The organism is Pseudomonas sp. GXZC (assembly GCF_026967615.1).
In the GTDB taxonomy this organism is placed as follows: domain Bacteria; phylum Pseudomonadota; class Gammaproteobacteria; order Pseudomonadales; family Pseudomonadaceae; genus Aquipseudomonas; species Aquipseudomonas azotoformans_A.
Genome location: NZ_CP114115.1, coordinates 5,486,990 through 5,502,752, shown reverse-complemented (window position 1 = coordinate 5,502,752; position 15,763 = coordinate 5,486,990). Strand labels below are relative to the sequence as shown.

Below are 15,763 nucleotides of genomic sequence, written 5' to 3'. Positions count from 1 at the left end.
CGGTTTTTGTGGTGAGCCCGCTCACCACAGAGATAACTTTTTCCTCTAGCTCTCTTGGGCCCGATAAGCCCCCGGCGTCAGCCCCGTCCACTTCTTGAACGCCCGATGAAACGCCGACGGTTCGGAAAACCCAAGCTGCTCGGCAATCTCCTGCAACGACAAATCCGCCCGGCCCAGATGATAGATGGCGATGTCCCGCCGCAGCTCATCCTTGAGTGCCTGAAAGCTGGTGCCTTCTTCGCGCAAATGCCTGCGCAGGGTCTGCGGGCTGATGTGCAGGTGCTGGGCCACGGCTTCCAGGTCCGGCCAGGGCGTGCGGTCGCGGCTGAGCAAGCGACGTAGCTGGCTGCTCAAGCTGTCGCCTTCGTCCGGACGAGAGAGCAAGTCGGCGGGGGAGCGTTCCAGGAAGTGCTTGAGCGTGCGTTCGTCCTGTAACAACGGCAGGCTCAGGTAGCGCGCGGGAAACACCAGGCTGCTGTTCGGTGCACCGAATACCTGGGCGCAGGGAAACAACAGGTCATATTCGCTGGCGTGTGCCGGCATTGGGTAGCTGAAGGTGGCCTGATGCAGCCGGATACGCTGGCCGATCAGCCAGCTGCCCAGGCGATGCCAGATCACCAACAGGCACTCGCTCAGGAAGTGATCCGGGTCCCATAGCTGTGAGTCGTCCAGGCTCAAGCGGGCCATTTCGCCTTCACGTGTCAGCTGCCAGCGCGGGCCTTGCGGGAATAGGCTATAAAATAATAAGCCGCGTTCCAGAGCCTTCTCCAGGGTGCGGCAGTGGATCAATGCGTGGCACATCATGGCAAAGGTGCCGCGTTTACTCGGGCCGTCGGCGAATCCCAGGTATTCGTCGTCCAGTGCCAGCCAGAGCATTTGCAGCAGGCGGGTGAACTGCTCCGGGGCGATGCGGGCGCGGGGTTCGGTCAGCAACTCCGGGGTGATGCCTACCTGTTGCAGCAGGCCCGAATAGTCATAGCCCGCCCGACGCGCCCCGCCCAGGGCGGCCCTGGCGTAATGACTGGCGATGGTACGTTCACGCATGCGAAGGCCTCGTCCTTGGAGTGGCGATGGTAGCCATCCCCGAAGGGGGTCACAAGGCGGATATCCGCCAAATTGTAGGACGGGATTGGTTGAGTGGGCGGAAATCCGCCACCTGCTTTGGCGCTTGGTAGGGTGCCTGAAAACCCCAAGCCCTGATGTCTAAAGGCCTCTAAGGTTTTTCAGCAAAGTGGCACGGCGTTTGCGATAAGGATTACAGCGCAGGCCTGGTCCTACAGATCTCGCAAACAACAAATCCCTCCAGTGCAGGAGGGTTCGCAATTCAAGTGTCGTGGGCAACGGCGGATATTTGCCACACGGGACGATTGAGGAACTTTGCAATGACGACTCGTCAGCCAATCTACAAATCCCTGTACTTCCAGGTGATCGTTGCAATCGTAATCGGTATTTTGCTCGGTCACTTCTACCCGCAGACCGGTGTGGCCCTCAAGCCGCTGGGTGACGGGTTCATCAAACTGATCAAAATGGTCATTGCCCCGATCATCTTCTGCACCGTTGTCAGCGGCATCGCTGGCATGCAAAGCATGAAATCGGTCGGCAAAACCGGCGGCTACGCGCTGCTGTACTTCGAAATCGTTTCGACTATCGCACTGCTGATCGGCCTGATCGTGGTCAACGTTGTGCAGCCGGGCGCCGGCATGCACATCGACGTAGCGACCCTGGACGCCTCCAAAGTGGCGGCCTACGTCACTGCCGGTAAAGACCAGAGCATCGTCGGCTTTATCCTCAACGTGATCCCTAACACCATCGTCGGCGCCTTCGCCAACGGCGACATCCTGCAAGTGCTGATGTTCTCGGTGATCTTCGGTTTCGCCCTGCATCGCCTGGGTGCCTACGGCAAGCCGGTCCTGGACTTCATCGATCGCTTCGCCCACGTGATGTTCAACATCATCAACATGATCATGAAGCTCGCGCCAATCGGTGCCCTGGGCGCCATGGCGTTCACCATCGGTGCCTACGGCGTAGGTTCGCTGGTGCAGCTTGGCCAGTTGATGATCTGCTTCTACATCACGTGCATCCTGTTCGTACTGATAGTGCTGGGCGGTATCTGCCGCGCTCACGGTTTCAGCGTGATCAAACTGATCCGCTACATCCGTGAAGAGCTGCTGATCGTTCTGGGTACTTCGTCTTCTGAATCCGCACTGCCACGCATGCTGATCAAGATGGAGCGTCTGGGCGCGAAGAAATCCGTAGTAGGCCTGGTGATTCCAACCGGCTACTCGTTCAACCTCGACGGTACTTCGATCTATCTGACCATGGCTGCCGTGTTCATCGCCCAGGCGACTGACACCCACATGGACATCACCCACCAGATCACCTTGCTGCTGGTGCTGCTGCTGTCCTCCAAAGGCGCTGCAGGCGTGACCGGTTCGGGCTTCATCGTACTGGCTGCGACCTTGTCGGCCGTAGGCCACCTGCCGGTTGCCGGCCTGGCGCTGATCCTGGGTATCGACCGCTTCATGTCCGAAGCCCGCGCGCTGACCAACCTCGTTGGTAACGCCGTTGCCACCATCGTCGTGGCCAAGTGGGTCAAGGAACTGGACACCGACAAGCTGCAAAGCGAGCTGGCGTCCGGCGGTACCGGTATCTCGGAAACCCGCGAGCTGGACGACCTGGGCGTGGCCGAAGGCCCTGCACCTGTCGTCAAGTAAGCCGCTGCTGGCGTAACCAGACGCCACAGCAACCCACAAACGCCCCGACTGGTTCGGGGCGTTTGCGTTTCTAGCGCATTACTTTGGCGGCTTTTGTTTTACAGTAAGTGAATCGGTTGTGACGCTTGCAGGAGGTTTTGTGGACAGTGTTGATTTGAATGTCCTGCGCAGCGTGCTCGAATGGCGCCTCGCCGGGCAGCGAGTGGTGTTGTACAGCGTGGTCCAGACCTGGGGCAGCGCACCACGGCCGCCGGGAGCCATGCTGGCGTTGCGTGGCGATGGCGTGGTGATCGGTTCGGTGTCGGGCGGTTGTATCGAGGATGATTTGATTGCGCGCCTGCAGGATGGGCGGTTGCCTGAGGACGGGCCACCGGTGCAGTTGGTGACCTATGGGGTTACCCGTGATGAAGCCGCGCGTTTTGGCCTGCCATGTGGTGGCACCCTGCGCCTGACCGAGGAGCGGGTGGACGAGTGGGCGTGGGTAGCCGACTTGCTGGCGCGATGTGAAGATCACCAGATCGTCGCACGTGAGCTTGACCTGGCCACCGGCAAGGTCAACTTGAGCGACGCGAGCAAGACTGATGTCGTGACCTTCGACGGCGAACGCTTGCGCGCCATCTACGGCCCGCGCTGGCGCCTGCTGCTGATCGGCGCCGGCCAACTGTCACGTTATGTGGCGGAAATGGCGCGTTTGCTGGATTTCGAAGTGTTGATCTGCGACCCCCGCGACGAGTTCGTCTACGGCTGGGAAGAACAGCACGGTCGCTTTGTGCCGGGCATGCCCGATGAAGCGGTGCTGAACATCCAGACCGATGAGCGCACGGCCATCGTCTGCCTCACCCATGACCCGCGTCTGGATGATATGGCGTTGCTCACGGCGCTCAATTCCTCGGCGTTCTACATTGGCGCCCTGGGTTCGCGGGTCAACACCCAGAAACGCCGGGAAAACCTGGCGGCGCTTGGCTTATCGACCGAGGCGATTGCGCGCCTGCACGGGCCGATTGGCTTGCATATCGGCAGCCACACACCGGCCGAAATCGCGTTGTCGTTGATGGCGGAAATTGTCGCGATCAAGAACGGCGTAGCGCCGATGCAGAAGAAGCCGTTGCCGGTAGTCGCAGAGTGACAGTCACGGCGATTGTGCTGGCGGCAGGGCAGGGCAGTCGTTTTCGCGCTGAAGCCGGGGCGGACCAGGATAAGTTGTTGGCGGATTGCGTTGGCCTGGATGGCGTGGTGCGGCCGGTGATCGAGCAGGTGCTGGTGAACCTGCCTGAGCGCGTCGTGAGGCGTTGGGTGGTGACGTCACCCGATCGTGCGGATGTCATTCGGTTGGCCGAAGCCTATGGTTGTGACGTCCTGCTGCTGCGTTCGGCTGGCATGGGCGACAGTATTGCAGCGGCGGTGGCGGCCAGTGGCCCGGCAGATGGCTGGCTGGTGCTGCTGGGGGACATGCCGTTTATCCGGTCGTCGAGTATTGAGCGCGTAATCGATGGGCTGGAGGCGGGAGGTATCAGCGTGCCGGTGCAGGATGGACGCTACGGGCATCCCGTGGCGTTTGGCCAGGCATTGGGACCTGGGCTGATGGCCTTGACGGGTGATCGTGGCGCCAAGCCGTTGTTTGCTCAGGCGACGGTGTGGGAGGTGCCAGTAGATGACCCCGGTGTGTTATGGGATGTGGATGTGCCTGCGTTGTTGCGCTACCCCTGACCGAGCAAATATAAAAAAGCCCCGCCTGATCACTCAGGCGGGGCTTTTTAGTGGCTGCTCGAATCAGGCGAGAGGTTTGCTCTCGTGTTCTGCTTCCTGTGCCGCGGCAGCAGCTGCTGCGGCTTCAGCTTCCTTGCGACGACGACGCACTTCACGTGGGTCGTTCGGTGCACGGCCGTTTTCAGTCAGGGCACTGACCGGTGCGGCTTCAACCACTGGCGCTGCCACTTCGGCAACGACCGGTGCTTCAACCACGGGCGCAGGTTCAACGACCGGAGCAGGCTCAACCACTGGTGCTGGCTCGGCAACCACGACTTCGGCAACCGGTGCCGGCGCTTCTTCTACCACTGGGGCAGGTTCTGGCGCTTCAACCGGAGCGGCTGGCTCGGCAGTCCATTGGAAGGCGGTCTGTTCTTCACGAACTTCACGAACTTCACGAACTTCTGGAGCGGCGTCGACAACCGGTGCTTCAACAATCGTTTCAACCACTGGCTCAGGCTCAACGACCGCCACTTCAACTTCTGGTTGGGCTTCAGGTGCCTGGGCAACTTCCACTTCCGGAACAGCCGGCGCTTCGATTGGGGTAGTGGCTTCGACAACCGGTGCCTCTACAACTGGCGCTTCAACTGCTGGTGCTTCAACAACCGGCGCTTCAACCACTGGGGGCTGGGCAGCAGGTGCTTCAACCACTACGGTTTCTTCGACAGCAGCAGTAGCGCGTTCAGCCTGCTCGTGAGCCTGGGCTTCAGCAGGAGCGCTGATGACCGAGCTGGCAACAGCCGCGGTAACGGCCAGGCCGGCAGCCAGTTCGGCGCCAGTCGGTTCGCTGGTAGCGGCTTCTGCGTTTTCGCCGGTCTCTTCCGAGCCTTCGATCACGTTGCCGTTGGCATCACGTTGACGCTCACGACGGTTGCTGCGACGACGCTGGCCACGGGAGCGGCGGCGTGGACGATCGCCTTCGGCGCCTTCCTGACCGTCTTCCTGCAGTTGCTCTTCACCGGTCAGCACTTCTTCTTCGCTGGCGGCAGCGGCTTGTTCGGCACGCGGTTGACGCTCTTCTCGCGGGGCGCGAGGTTGGCGCTCTTCACGTGGCGCACGCTCTTCACGTGGCTGGCGAGCTGGGCGCTCTTCGGTAGCAGCGGCGGCACCGGCTACGGCAGCAGGGGCTGCGTCCAGCGGCTCACGCAGTTCACGCACACGTTCTTCACGCTCGCCACGTGGCTTGCGGTCTTCACGTGGGGCACGCGGAGTACGTGGTGCGCGCTCTTCGCGTGGTGCACGTTCCACGGTCGGGGTTTCTTCACGGGCTTCGCGAGGGGCACGCTCTTCACGTGGAGCGCGTTCTTCACGCGGTGCACGTTCTTCGCGCGGCTTGCGTTCTTCGTCACGGCGACCGTTGCGGTTACGGCTCTGTTGGCGACCGTTGCGACGCTCTTCGTTGCGCGCAGGGCGCTCGGAGGCCGGTTTCTCAACCACGACCGGAGCCACTGGCTCTTCCTTGGTGGCGAACAGGCTGACCAGCGACTTCACCAGGCCTTTGAACAGGCTTGGCTCAGGCAGGGCGGCCGGCGCGGCAACTGGTGCTGCAACTTCAGCTGGAACCGGTGCATTGGCGCGAGCTGGAGCGGTCTTGACTGCAGCTTCCTGGCGAACCAGGGTGCGGGTCGCGGCGGCTGGCTGGACTTCTTCCACTTCGGCAGCGGCAGCGGCGATTTCGTAGCTGGACTGGCCGCTGTGGGCTTCCGGGCTGTCGTCACGCAGGCGTTGCACTTCGAAGTGCGGGGTTTCGAGGTGATCGTTCGGCAGGATGACGATACGGGCACGGGTGCGCAGTTCGATCTTGGTGATCGAGTTGCGTTTTTCGTTGAGCAGGAAGGCTGCAACCGGGATCGGCACTTGCGCGCGGACTTCGGCGGTGCGGTCTTTCAGGGCTTCTTCTTCGATCAGGCGCAGGATCGCCAGGGACAGCGATTCAACGTCACGGATGATGCCGGTGCCGTTGCAACGCGGGCAGACGATGCCGCTGCTCTCGCCCAGGGATGGACGCAGGCGCTGACGGGACATTTCCAGCAGGCCGAAGCGCGAGATGCGACCGACCTGTACGCGGGCACGGTCAGCTTCCAGGCATTCGCGGACTTTTTCTTCCACGGCGCGCTGGTTCTTGGCAGGGGTCATGTCGATGAAGTCGATCACGATCAGGCCGCCGATGTCACGCAGTCGCAGCTGGCGGGCGATTTCTTCAGCCGCTTCCAGGTTGGTCTGCAGGGCGGTTTCTTCGATGTCGCTGCCTTTGGTCGCACGCGCCGAGTTGATGTCGATGGACACCAGGGCTTCGGTCGGGTCGATCACGATGGAGCCACCGGAAGGCAGTTCGACCACGCGCTGGAAGGCGGTCTCGATCTGGCTTTCGATCTGGAAACGGTTGAACAGCGGAACGCTGTCTTCGTACAGCTTGATCTTGCTGGCGTACTGCGGCATCACCTGGCGGATGAAGGTCAGGGCTTCGTCCTGGGCTTCAACGCTGTCGATCAGCACTTCGCCGATGTCCTGGCGCAGGTAATCGCGGATGGCGCGGATGATCACGTTGCTTTCCTGGTAGATCAGGAACGGCGCGGAACGATCCAGGGACGCTTCTTTGATAGCGGTCCACAGCTGCAGCAGGTAGTCGAGGTCCCACTGCATTTCTTCGCTGCTGCGGCCCAGGCCTGCAGTGCGAACGATCAGGCCCATGTCGGCCGGTGCGATCAGGCCGTTCAGCGCTTCACGCAGTTCGTTGCGCTCTTCGCCTTCGATGCGACGGGAAATGCCGCCGGCACGTGGGTTGTTCGGCATCAGGACCAGGTAACGGCCAGCCAGGCTGATGAAGGTGGTCAGGGCTGCGCCCTTGTTGCCACGTTCTTCTTTTTCGACCTGGACGATGACTTCCTGGCCTTCGCTCAGGACGTCCTTGATGTTCACGCGGCCTTCAGGGGCTTTCTTGAAGTATTCGCGGGAGATTTCCTTGAGGGGCAGGAAGCCGTGGCGCTCGGAGCCGAAATCGACAAAGGCAGCCTCAAGGCTTGGTTCGATGCGAGTAATACGGCCTTTATAGATGTTGGCCTTCTTTTGCTCGCGTGCACCGGATTCGATGTCCAAGTCGTAGAGGCGTTGGCCATCTACCAGTGCAACACGCAACTCTTCGGGTTGAGTTGCGTTAATCAGCATTCTTTTCATGTTGTACCGTCGGTTTCCGGGCTGCCGGAAACGGCGTTCGGCACACACGACTTCTCACGGTCGGTGTCAGGTGCGTCAAGAGTGGTTGGCCACTCCAGTGTCCAGCAAAAACCAGCCAATTGGGCCGGTATCGCGACGGACGCGTCCTGCTTGTTAGCGGTGGTGACAAAGGCACCACTTCAACAAAAGCTAAGGTCAGGAGGAGGAATCAACCGGCGACTGTGGACGAGATGAAGCGTCTAAATATAAGCCTAGTGCTACACGGTCCGACGGTTGTGCATCTCCACCCTACACGTATCCCTGATAATTCGGGTGCTGCCGCGCGCAGAATCCGCAGCGGGTTGGCATTTACCGTGTTCTCCAATGGGGAGTCCACGCTCATGGCTAAACAAGACTAGGTGTGGGCGGTTGCGCTCTCACTCAGCTCTTAACAGGCGTTGTTTCCGAAGCATTCGCCGTGGTCTGGTCCAAGACTGACTGCACTTTGTGAACTGGCCGTAAATATCGGCGCAGAACGCGAGTATTCACTCTGCTTTCTGCACTCGCTTCAGGCCTCATGTCACCTGCGCTTGTTACAATCTTGAGCCTTCCAGGGTGGCGAAAGCCCCGTAGGACGGCCTCGCGTCCTGATGAATTGCGATGGTCAGGGCCGGCAGTTTGCCGCAAGTCCTCTGTCCAGGCCGCTTTTGGCGGCGTTCGCGACTATAGCAGCAATGATTAAGTGCTTCAATTCCATAAAAAATTGTTATCATCGCCGCCATGACGACTACCGCCCCCCAGACCCCCAGCGTCCAGCTGCTCGAGGTCTCGCCGGAATATGCCGGCCAACGCATCGACAATTTTCTCCTGGCCAGGCTCAAAGGCGTGCCCAAGACCTTGATTTACCGCATCTTGCGTAAAGGTGAAGTGCGGGTGAACAAGGGTCGGATCAAGCCCGAGTACAAGTTGCAGGCGGGCGATATCGTCCGTGTGCCGCCGGTTCGCGTGCCCGAGCGTGACGAACCTGTGCCCTTGGCCCAGGGTTTGTTGCAACGCCTGGAAGCCTCGATTGTCTTCGAAGACAACAAGCTGATCGTGATCAACAAGCCTTGCGGTATTGCGGTTCACGGCGGCAGCGGGCTGAATTTCGGTGTGATTGAAGCCTTTCGCCAGTTGCGCCCGGATGCCAAGGAGTTGGAGTTGGTCCATCGCCTGGACCGCGACACCTCAGGCCTGCTGATGATCGCCAAGAAACGCAGCATGTTGCGCCACCTGCACACCGCCCTGCGTGGCGATGGCGTGGACAAGCGCTACATGGCGCTGGTGCGTGGCAACTGGGCCAGTTCCATCAAGAGCGTCCGCGCGCCGTTGCAGAAGAGCAACCTGCGCTCCGGCGAGCGCATGGTGGAAGTGGATGAGGAGGGCAAAGAGGCCCTGACCCTGTTCAAGGTGCTGCGTCGCTTCGGTGACTTCGCCACCATGGTCGAGGCCAAGCCTGTGACCGGGCGTACCCATCAGATTCGCGTGCACACCTTGCACGCCGGCCATTGCATTGCTGGTGATACCAAGTACGGCGACGAGGATTTCTCCAAGGAAATCCGCGACCTGGGCGGCAAGCGCCTGTTCCTGCACGCCTACATGCTCACGGTGCCACTGCCTGATGGTGGCGAGTTGAAGCTGCAGGCGCCGGTCGATGAGATGTGGGCCAAGACCGTGGAGCGTTTGAGTGTCGCACCTTGATTACAAACTGCTGATTTTCGATTGGGACGGCACCCTGGCCAACTCCATTGGCCGGATTGTCGAGTCTATGCACGCGGCGTCGACCCGCTCGGGCTATGCGCTGTGCACCGATCATGCGGTCAAGGGCATCATCGGCCTGGGCCTGCCTGAGGCGATTCGTACCCTATACCCCGAGATCAGCGACGCCGAACTGGTCACCTTCCGTGATCACTATGCCGATCACTACATCGCCCTGGAGGCCACGCCTTCGCCGTTGTTCGACGGTGTGGTGCAGTCTCTGGATGCGTTTCGCGCCGAGGGTTATCACCTGGCGGTCGCCACCGGCAAGGCGCGTCGTGGGCTGGATCGGGTGCTCAAGGCTCACGGTTGGGAAGATTATTTCGATATCACCCGCGCCGCCGATGAAACTGCCAGCAAGCCTCACACTCTGATGCTGGAGCAGATCCTGGCCCATTGCGGCGTGTCGCCACGCCAGGCCTTGATGGTAGGCGATGCTTCTTTCGACCTGATGATGGCGCGCAATGCGGGCATGGACAGTGTGGCGGTCAGCTATGGCGCCCAGGCTGCCGAGGCCTTGCAGCAATACGAGCCGCGTCTGACGATCGATCATTTTTCCGAATTGCAGGCCTGGCTCAGCCGGGCCCAATAAGTCTTTGCTGGGGTTGATGGCATGAGTGACGAGTGGAAAGCGCCCGAAAAGGCTGAAAACAGCGACGACAAAAGCTGGAAACTGCTGGAGAAAACCCTCCTGGCCAGCGTCCAGGAACAGCGCCGTGCACGGCGCTGGGGGATTTTCTTCAAGCTGCTGACGTTCGTCTGGCTTATCGCCATGCTCGCATTGTTCAGTCCGCTGATGGACATGGAAAAAAGCGCAACCCGTGGTGCCAACTACACCGCCCTGATCGAAGTGCGCGGGGTGATTGCCGACAAGGAGTCCGCCAGCGCCGACAACATCGTCAGCAGCCTGCGTGCCGCGTTTGAAGACCCCAAGGTCAAGGGCGTGATCCTGCGCATCAACAGCCCAGGCGGCAGCCCGGTGCAGTCCGGTTACGTGTACGACGAGATTCGCCGCCTGCGTGGCCTGCACCCGGATACCAAGCTGTATGCGGTGATTTCCGACCTGGGAGCTTCGGGTGCCTATTACATTGCCAGTGCTGCTGACCAGATCTACGCCGACAAGGCCAGCCTGGTGGGTTCCATCGGTGTGACGGCAGCCGGCTACGGCTTTGTCGGCACCATGGAGAAGCTCGGTGTAGAGCGTCGCACCTACACGTCGGGCGAGCACAAGTCGTTCCTGGATCCGTTCCAGCCGCAGAAGGCTGACGAAACCCAGTTCTGGCAGGGCGTGCTCGACACCACGCATCGTCAGTTCATCGCCAGCGTGAAGCAGGGGCGCGGCGATCGTCTGAAGGATAAAGACCATCCGGAGTTGTTCTCCGGCCTGGTGTGGTCGGGCGAACAAGCGTTGCCGCTGGGCCTGATCGACGGCCTGGGCAGTGCCAGTTCGGTGGCGCGGGATGTGATTGGCGAGAAAGAGTTGGTGGACTTCACCGTCGAAGAGTCGCCATTTGACCGGTTTTCCAAGCGGCTGGGTGCCAGCGTGGCAGAGAAGCTGGCGTTGTATATGGGCTTCCAGGGCCCGACGCTGCGCTGACAGTCCAAGGTCAAAAAGAACCGGCCCTTGCGGCCGGTTTTTCGTACGTCAGGGGATCTGTACGCCTTCGGCCAGCAGCATATCCACCAGTCGGATCAGTGGCAGGCCTACCAGGCTCGTCGCATCCGGCCCCTCTGTGCGCTGGAACAGGCTCACGCCCAACCCTTCAGCCTTGAAACTGCCCGCACAGTCATACGGCTGCTCAACCCGCAGGTAACGCTCGATGCGTTCCGCGTCCAGTTCACGCATGTGCACGGTAAAAGGTACGCAGTCGACCTGACACTGCCCGGTTTTGCTGTTGAGCAGCGCCAGGCCAGTCAGGAAGCTCACACGCTTGCCACTGGCCGCCAGCAGTTGTTCGCGAGCGTTTTCGAAGGTGTGGGGTTTGCCGATGATCCGGCCATCGAGCGCCGCGACCTGGTCGGAGCCTATAATCAGGTGCCCTGGATGGCTGGCGGCGAGGGCGCGGGCTTTCTGTTCGGCCAGGCGCTTGACCAGTTCCATGGCGGACTCATTTTCACGGTGGCTTTCGTCGATATCCGGCGAGCTGCAGATGAACGGCAGGTGCAGGCGGCTCAGCAATTCCCGGCGATAAACCGAGCTGGATGCGAGTAATAAAGGCAGCATGGGCGTCTCCTCAGGGCAGCCGGGGATTCTAGCGGGGCGACCGGCTGACGCACAGGGCTGAATTTCCTTTGACATGGCTGGGTGCATCCCTATAATGCTGCGCCTATGTTGAATGACCCGATTCCACCTCACGTTGACCCGCGCAAATTGGCTGATCGTGGCACTTCCCTTCAAGGTGAATTGCTGCTGGCCGATTTGGAGAGACTCTGCGACCCGCTTTCCGACACTGTCGGTACGGTGCAGGCCAAATTCGTTTTTGAACGAGATGAACGTAAGTCTGTGGTAATCCACAGCTTTATCGACACCGAAGTCAAAATGGTTTGCCAGCGTTGTCTTGAGCTGGTCACCCTGCCGATCCACAGCGAGTGCAGTTATGCTGTGGTGAAGGAGGGTGCGAATACCCAGTCGTTGCCGAAAGGTTATGACGTGCTGGAACTGGGCGAAGATCCTTTGGATCTGCATGCACTGATCGAGGAGGAGCTTCTGCTCGCCTTGCCCATTGTGCCTGCTCATCATCCGGAAGAATGCCAGCAGCCGGCGGGTCTCGATGACGAGCCCGAACCGAGCGAGGACGAGGTAACGCGGTCCAACCCGTTCAGTGTATTGGCGCAGTTAAAGCGTGACCCAAACGTTTAGGAGTTAATCAATTATGGCTGTTCAGCAGAACAAAAAATCCCGCTCTGCCCGTGACATGCGTCGTTCGCACGATGCCCTGACGGCGAGCACTCTGTCTGTAGAAAAAACCACCGGTGAAATTCACCTGCGTCACCACGTATCGCCAGAAGGCGTATACCGTGGTCGTAAAGTGATCGACAAGGGCGCTGACGAGTAATCACTTGTCTGCTCTAGTCATCGCGATAGACGCAATGGGCGGGGACTTCGGTCCCCGCAGCATTGTTCAGGCCTGCATTGCCAGCCTGTCTGCTACACCCTCGCTGCACCTGACCCTTGTCGGTCAACCCTCCCTACTTGAAGAACTGATTGCCAGCCATCCGGCGGTGGATCGCGCGCGCCTGACGATTACGCCAGCGAGCGAAACCATCACCATGGATGAAAAGCCGGCGGCGGCCCTGCGTGGCAAGCCCGACTCTTCGATGCGGGTAGCGCTGGAGCTGCTGCGTGATGGCAAGGTGCAAGCCTGTGTCAGCGCCGGCAATACCGGGGCCCTGATGGCGTTGTCGCGGTTTGTGCTCAAGACCTTGCCCGGTATTGATCGGCCGGCGATGGTCGCGGCGATTCCGACGCAGAAAGGCTACTGCCAACTGCTGGACCTGGGCGCGAACGTCGATTGCAGTGCCGAGCACCTGTTCCAGTTTGCCGTGATGGGCTCGGTGGCCGCCGAAGCGCTGGGTGTTGCCCGGCCACGGGTGGCCTTGCTGAATATCGGCACCGAAGACATCAAGGGTAACCAGCAGGTCAAGCTGGCCGCCACTTTGCTGCAAGGCGCGCGGGGCTTGAACTACATCGGTTTTGTCGAGGGTGACGGTTTGTACCGTGGCGAAGCCGATGTGGTGGTGTGCGACGGGTTTGTCGGAAATATCCTGCTTAAATCCAGCGAAGGGTTGGCGACCATGATCGCCACGCGTATCGAGGCGTTGTTCAAGCAGAACCTGGCGTCGCGTCTGGTTGGCGCCCTGGCGTTGCCGTTGATGCGTCGCCTGCAGGCCGACCTTGCCCCGGCGCGGCATAACGGTGCGAGTTTCCTGGGTTTGCAGGGCATTGTGGTGAAAAGCCATGGCTCGGCGGGTGTGGAAGGCTTTCAAAGTGCGATTGCGCGGGCCCTGATCGAGATCCAGGAAAACCTGCCGCAACGCTTGCACGGCCGTCTTGAGGACCTGTTGCCTTAGGCGAATCGGCCCGAGAGTGCTTAAATGTGACCGGCCAGTTCAATTGACCATCCAATCTGTCAGTTTCGTGCGCTCCCACCGTAGGAGTGCGCATTTTTGACGACCAGATCATTAGGGGCTTGTTACATGTCTACATCCCTCGCATTCGTCTTTCCAGGGCAGGGTTCGCAGTCCCTCGGCATGTTGGCCGAGCTGGGCGCGCAATACCCGCTGGTCCTGGACACCTTTAAAGAGGCTTCCGACGCCCTCGGTTACGACCTGTGGGCACTGACCCAGCAAGGGCCGGAAGAGCAGCTCAATCAAACCGATAAAACCCAGCCGGCCATCCTGACCGCTTCGATCGCCCTGTGGCGCTTGTGGCTGGCGGAAGGCGGCGCGCGTCCGGCATTCGTCGCCGGTCACAGCCTGGGCGAATACAGCGCCCTGGTTGCCGCGGGCAGCCTGACCCTCGCTGAGGCGGTCAAGCTGGTCGAGCGCCGTGGCCAACTGATGCAAGAAGCCGTTCCGGCCGGGCAGGGCGGCATGGCCGCTATCCTGGGCCTGGATGACGCCGTGGTGATCGAAGCCTGCGCCGAAGCGGCCCAGGGCGAAGTGGTCAGCGCTGTGAACTTCAACTCGCCTGGCCAGGTGGTGATCGCCGGTGCCAAGGCTGCGGTCGAGCGTGCTATCGAAGGCTGCAAAGCCCGTGGCGCCAAGCGTGCGCTGCCATTGCCGGTGAGCGTGCCGTCGCACTGCGAGCTGATGCGTCCGGCGGCTGAGCGTTTTGCCGAGTCCATCGCTGCCATCAACTGGCAGGCGCCGCAGATTCCGCTGGTACAGAACGTCAGCGCCGCCGTGGCTGCCGACCTCGACACCCTCAAGCGCGACCTGCTGGAACAACTCTACAAGCCCGTACGCTGGGTTGAATCGGTCCAGACCCTGGCGGCCAATGGCGCCACCGAGCTGGTCGAGTGCGGTCCGGGCAAAGTCCTGGCCGGCCTGAACAAGCGCTGCGCCGACGGCGTGTCGACTGCCAACCTCAATACCCCGGATGCCTTCGCTGCCGCTCGCGCGGCACTGGCCTAATCCCCGAACTAAGGAGAAGCCTGCATGAGTCTGCAAGGTAAAGTTGCACTGGTTACCGGCGCAAGCCGTGGCATTGGCCAGGCGATCGCCCTGGAACTGGGCCGTCAGGGCGCCGTTGTGATCGGCACCGCCACTTCCGCTTCGGGCGCCGAGCGTATCGCCGCGACCCTGAAGGAAAACGGCGTGCAAGGGACTGGCCTTGAGCTGAACGTGACCAGTGATGAGTCCGTGGCTGCCGTACTGGCCGAGATCACCGCACAGTTCGGTGCGCCGGCGATTCTGGTGAACAACGCCGGTATCACCCGCGACAACCTGATGATGCGCATGAAAGACGACGAGTGGTACGACGTGGTCGACACCAACTTGAACAGTCTGTTTCGCCTGTCCAAGGGCGTTTTGCGCGGCATGACCAAGGCGCGTTGGGGCCGAATTATCAATATTGGCTCCGTAGTGGGTGCCATGGGCAACGCAGGCCAAGTAAACTACGCCTCCGCCAAAGCCGGTCTGGAAGGTTTCAGCCGTGCATTGGCACGTGAAGTCGGCTCGCGGTCGATTACGGTCAACTCGGTGGCCCCAGGGTTCATCGACACCGATATGACCCGTGAGCTGCCGGAAGCACAGCGTGAAGCCTTGCTGACGCAGATTCCGCTGGGCCGTCTGGGCCAGGCCCAAGAGATCGCGAATGTGGTCACTTTCCTGGCATCCGACGGTGCGGCATACGTGACTGGGGCTACAATCCCGGTGAACGGCGGGATGTACATGAGTTAAATTGTGACGGATCGCTTCAAAAAAATGTCATACGAGCTGTCTAAAATCCGTTATAAAGCTGCAACTTAATTTATAGGCAGGTGGCCGACCGGGTACAGGGTGAAGCTTTCAGTTGAAAAGCTGAAAAGGCTTTCTATACACTTACCCACTGGCCAGCTGCCTGAATTTGTCCATTAGGAGTTAAACAAGGTATGAGCACCATCGAAGAGCGCGTCAAGAAAATCGTCGCCGAGCAACTGGGCGTTAAAGAAGAAGAAGTGGTCAACACTGCTTCCTTCGTAGAAGACCTGGGTGCCGATTCCCTTGACACCGTTGAGCTGGTGATGGCTCTGGAAGAGGAATTCGAGACCGAAATCCCGGACGAAGAAGCTGAAAAAATCACTACTGTTCAAGCTGCTATCGACTACGTTACTAGCCACCAGGCGTAATAGTTTGTAGTCGTCGCTTGC

15 protein-coding genes are annotated in these 15,763 nt (G+C 60.5%); 12 read left to right on the top strand and 3 right to left on the bottom strand.

Features of this window, described 5'->3' with window-relative positions; genetic code table 11:
* Positions 1 to 45: 45 nt before the first annotated feature.
* Positions 46 to 1,044, bottom strand: a complete 999-nt coding sequence (locus OZ428_RS25945) for an AraC family transcriptional regulator (RefSeq protein ID WP_269131766.1) — start codon at positions 1,042 to 1,044, stop codon at positions 46 to 48.
* Positions 1,045 to 1,382: 338 nt separating this feature from the next.
* On the opposite strand from OZ428_RS25945, the gene OZ428_RS25940 reads away from it, so the two are divergent.
* The 3 genes from OZ428_RS25940 (at position 1,383) to OZ428_RS25930 (ending at position 4,421) form a co-directional block, all read left to right on the top strand.
* Positions 1,383 to 2,714 (top strand): dicarboxylate/amino acid:cation symporter, encoded by a 1,332-nt coding sequence (locus tag OZ428_RS25940; RefSeq protein ID WP_061449296.1) that lies wholly within the window; start codon positions 1,383 to 1,385, stop codon positions 2,712 to 2,714.
* 139 nt (positions 2,715 to 2,853) lie between these two features.
* A complete protein-coding gene (locus OZ428_RS25935; RefSeq protein WP_269131765.1) occupies positions 2,854 to 3,840 on the top strand; it encodes an XdhC family protein in 987 nt (328 codons plus the stop codon).
* A complete protein-coding gene (locus tag OZ428_RS25930; RefSeq protein ID WP_269131764.1) occupies positions 3,837 to 4,421 on the top strand; it encodes a nucleotidyltransferase family protein in 585 nt (194 codons plus the stop codon). Before OZ428_RS25935 ends, OZ428_RS25930 begins: the two co-directional genes overlap by 4 nt.
* A gap of 63 nt (positions 4,422 to 4,484) precedes the next feature.
* On the opposite strand, the gene rne is transcribed toward OZ428_RS25930, so the two are convergent.
* Positions 4,485 to 7,625 carry a ribonuclease E gene (rne, locus tag OZ428_RS25925; RefSeq protein WP_269131763.1) on the bottom strand — a complete coding sequence of 1,047 codons (3,141 nt, stop codon included), beginning with the start codon at positions 7,623 to 7,625 and terminating at the stop codon, positions 4,485 to 4,487.
* 768 nt (positions 7,626 to 8,393) lie between these two features.
* On the opposite strand from rne, the gene rluC reads away from it, so the two are divergent.
* Genes rluC through OZ428_RS25910 form a run of 3 tightly spaced genes read left to right on the top strand, consistent with a single transcriptional unit; the run spans position 8,394 to position 11,007 of the window.
* Positions 8,394 to 9,353, top strand: coding sequence for a 23S rRNA pseudouridine(955/2504/2580) synthase RluC (rluC, locus tag OZ428_RS25920; RefSeq protein WP_033901273.1), 960 nt, complete (start codon positions 8,394 to 8,396; stop codon positions 9,351 to 9,353).
* Positions 9,340 to 10,002 (top strand): HAD-IA family hydrolase, encoded by a 663-nt coding sequence (locus tag OZ428_RS25915; RefSeq protein ID WP_269131762.1) that lies wholly within the window; start codon positions 9,340 to 9,342, stop codon positions 10,000 to 10,002. The genes rluC and OZ428_RS25915 overlap by 14 nt, the downstream gene beginning before the upstream one ends.
* A gap of 21 nt (positions 10,003 to 10,023) precedes the next feature.
* Positions 10,024 to 11,007: a S49 family peptidase gene (locus OZ428_RS25910; RefSeq protein ID WP_033901271.1), complete on the top strand. Its 984-nt coding sequence runs from the start codon at positions 10,024 to 10,026 to the stop codon at positions 11,005 to 11,007.
* Positions 11,008 to 11,055: 48 nt separating this feature from the next.
* Here OZ428_RS25910 and OZ428_RS25905 read toward each other — a convergent pair whose 3' ends face one another.
* Entirely contained in the window at positions 11,056 to 11,634 is a 579-nt protein-coding gene (locus tag OZ428_RS25905) for a Maf family protein (protein WP_269131761.1), read from the bottom strand.
* 105 nt (positions 11,635 to 11,739) lie between these two features.
* Between OZ428_RS25905 and OZ428_RS25900 the strand changes: the two genes are divergently transcribed.
* The 6 genes from OZ428_RS25900 to acpP all read left to right on the top strand — a co-directional run bounded on the left by OZ428_RS25900 (position 11,740) and on the right by acpP (position 15,742).
* Positions 11,740 to 12,270: a YceD family protein gene (locus tag OZ428_RS25900; protein WP_010566563.1), complete on the top strand. Its 531-nt coding sequence runs from the start codon at positions 11,740 to 11,742 to the stop codon at positions 12,268 to 12,270.
* Between the two features lie 13 nt (positions 12,271 to 12,283).
* The gene (gene rpmF / locus OZ428_RS25895) at positions 12,284 to 12,466 is read left to right on the top strand and encodes a 50S ribosomal protein L32 (RefSeq protein ID WP_008152339.1); all 183 of its coding nucleotides are present in this window, start codon (positions 12,284 to 12,286) and stop codon (positions 12,464 to 12,466) included.
* Between the two features lie 4 nt (positions 12,467 to 12,470).
* A complete protein-coding gene (gene plsX, locus OZ428_RS25890) occupies positions 12,471 to 13,481 on the top strand; it encodes a phosphate acyltransferase PlsX (RefSeq protein ID WP_177110762.1) in 1,011 nt (336 codons plus the stop codon).
* Positions 13,482 to 13,607: 126 nt separating this feature from the next.
* The gene (gene fabD / locus OZ428_RS25885; protein ID WP_269131760.1) at positions 13,608 to 14,546 is read left to right on the top strand and encodes an ACP S-malonyltransferase; all 939 of its coding nucleotides are present in this window, start codon (positions 13,608 to 13,610) and stop codon (positions 14,544 to 14,546) included.
* Positions 14,547 to 14,570: 24 nt separating this feature from the next.
* Positions 14,571 to 15,314, top strand: coding sequence for a 3-oxoacyl-ACP reductase FabG (gene fabG / locus OZ428_RS25880; protein WP_005790544.1), 744 nt, complete (start codon positions 14,571 to 14,573; stop codon positions 15,312 to 15,314).
* A gap of 191 nt (positions 15,315 to 15,505) precedes the next feature.
* Entirely contained in the window at positions 15,506 to 15,742 is a 237-nt protein-coding gene (gene acpP / locus OZ428_RS25875; protein WP_003175607.1) for an acyl carrier protein, read from the top strand.
* The last annotated feature ends 21 nt before the right edge of the window (positions 15,743 to 15,763 follow it).

Excerpts from the sequence above, each read along its gene's own strand:
- OZ428_RS25945 (WP_269131766.1), bottom strand. The coding sequence starts at position 1,044 with ATGCGTGAACGTACCATCGCCAGTCATTACGCCAGGGCCGCCCTGGGC.
- OZ428_RS25940 (WP_061449296.1), top strand. The coding sequence starts at position 1,383 with ATGACGACTCGTCAGCCAATCTACAAATCCCTGTACTTCCAGGTGATC.
- rne (WP_269131763.1), bottom strand. The coding sequence starts at position 7,625 with ATGCTGATTAACGCAACTCAACCCGAAGAGTTGCGTGTTGCACTGGTA.
- rluC (WP_033901273.1), top strand. The coding sequence starts at position 8,394 with ATGACGACTACCGCCCCCCAGACCCCCAGCGTCCAGCTGCTCGAGGTC.
- OZ428_RS25910 (WP_033901271.1), top strand. The coding sequence starts at position 10,024 with ATGAGTGACGAGTGGAAAGCGCCCGAAAAGGCTGAAAACAGCGACGAC.
- OZ428_RS25905 (WP_269131761.1), bottom strand. The coding sequence starts at position 11,634 with ATGCTGCCTTTATTACTCGCATCCAGCTCGGTTTATCGCCGGGAATTG.
- OZ428_RS25900 (WP_010566563.1), top strand. The coding sequence starts at position 11,740 with ATGTTGAATGACCCGATTCCACCTCACGTTGACCCGCGCAAATTGGCT.
- rpmF (WP_008152339.1), top strand. The coding sequence starts at position 12,284 with ATGGCTGTTCAGCAGAACAAAAAATCCCGCTCTGCCCGTGACATGCGT.
- fabD (WP_269131760.1), top strand. The coding sequence starts at position 13,608 with ATGTCTACATCCCTCGCATTCGTCTTTCCAGGGCAGGGTTCGCAGTCC.
- fabG (WP_005790544.1), top strand. The coding sequence starts at position 14,571 with ATGAGTCTGCAAGGTAAAGTTGCACTGGTTACCGGCGCAAGCCGTGGC.
- acpP (WP_003175607.1), top strand. The coding sequence starts at position 15,506 with ATGAGCACCATCGAAGAGCGCGTCAAGAAAATCGTCGCCGAGCAACTG.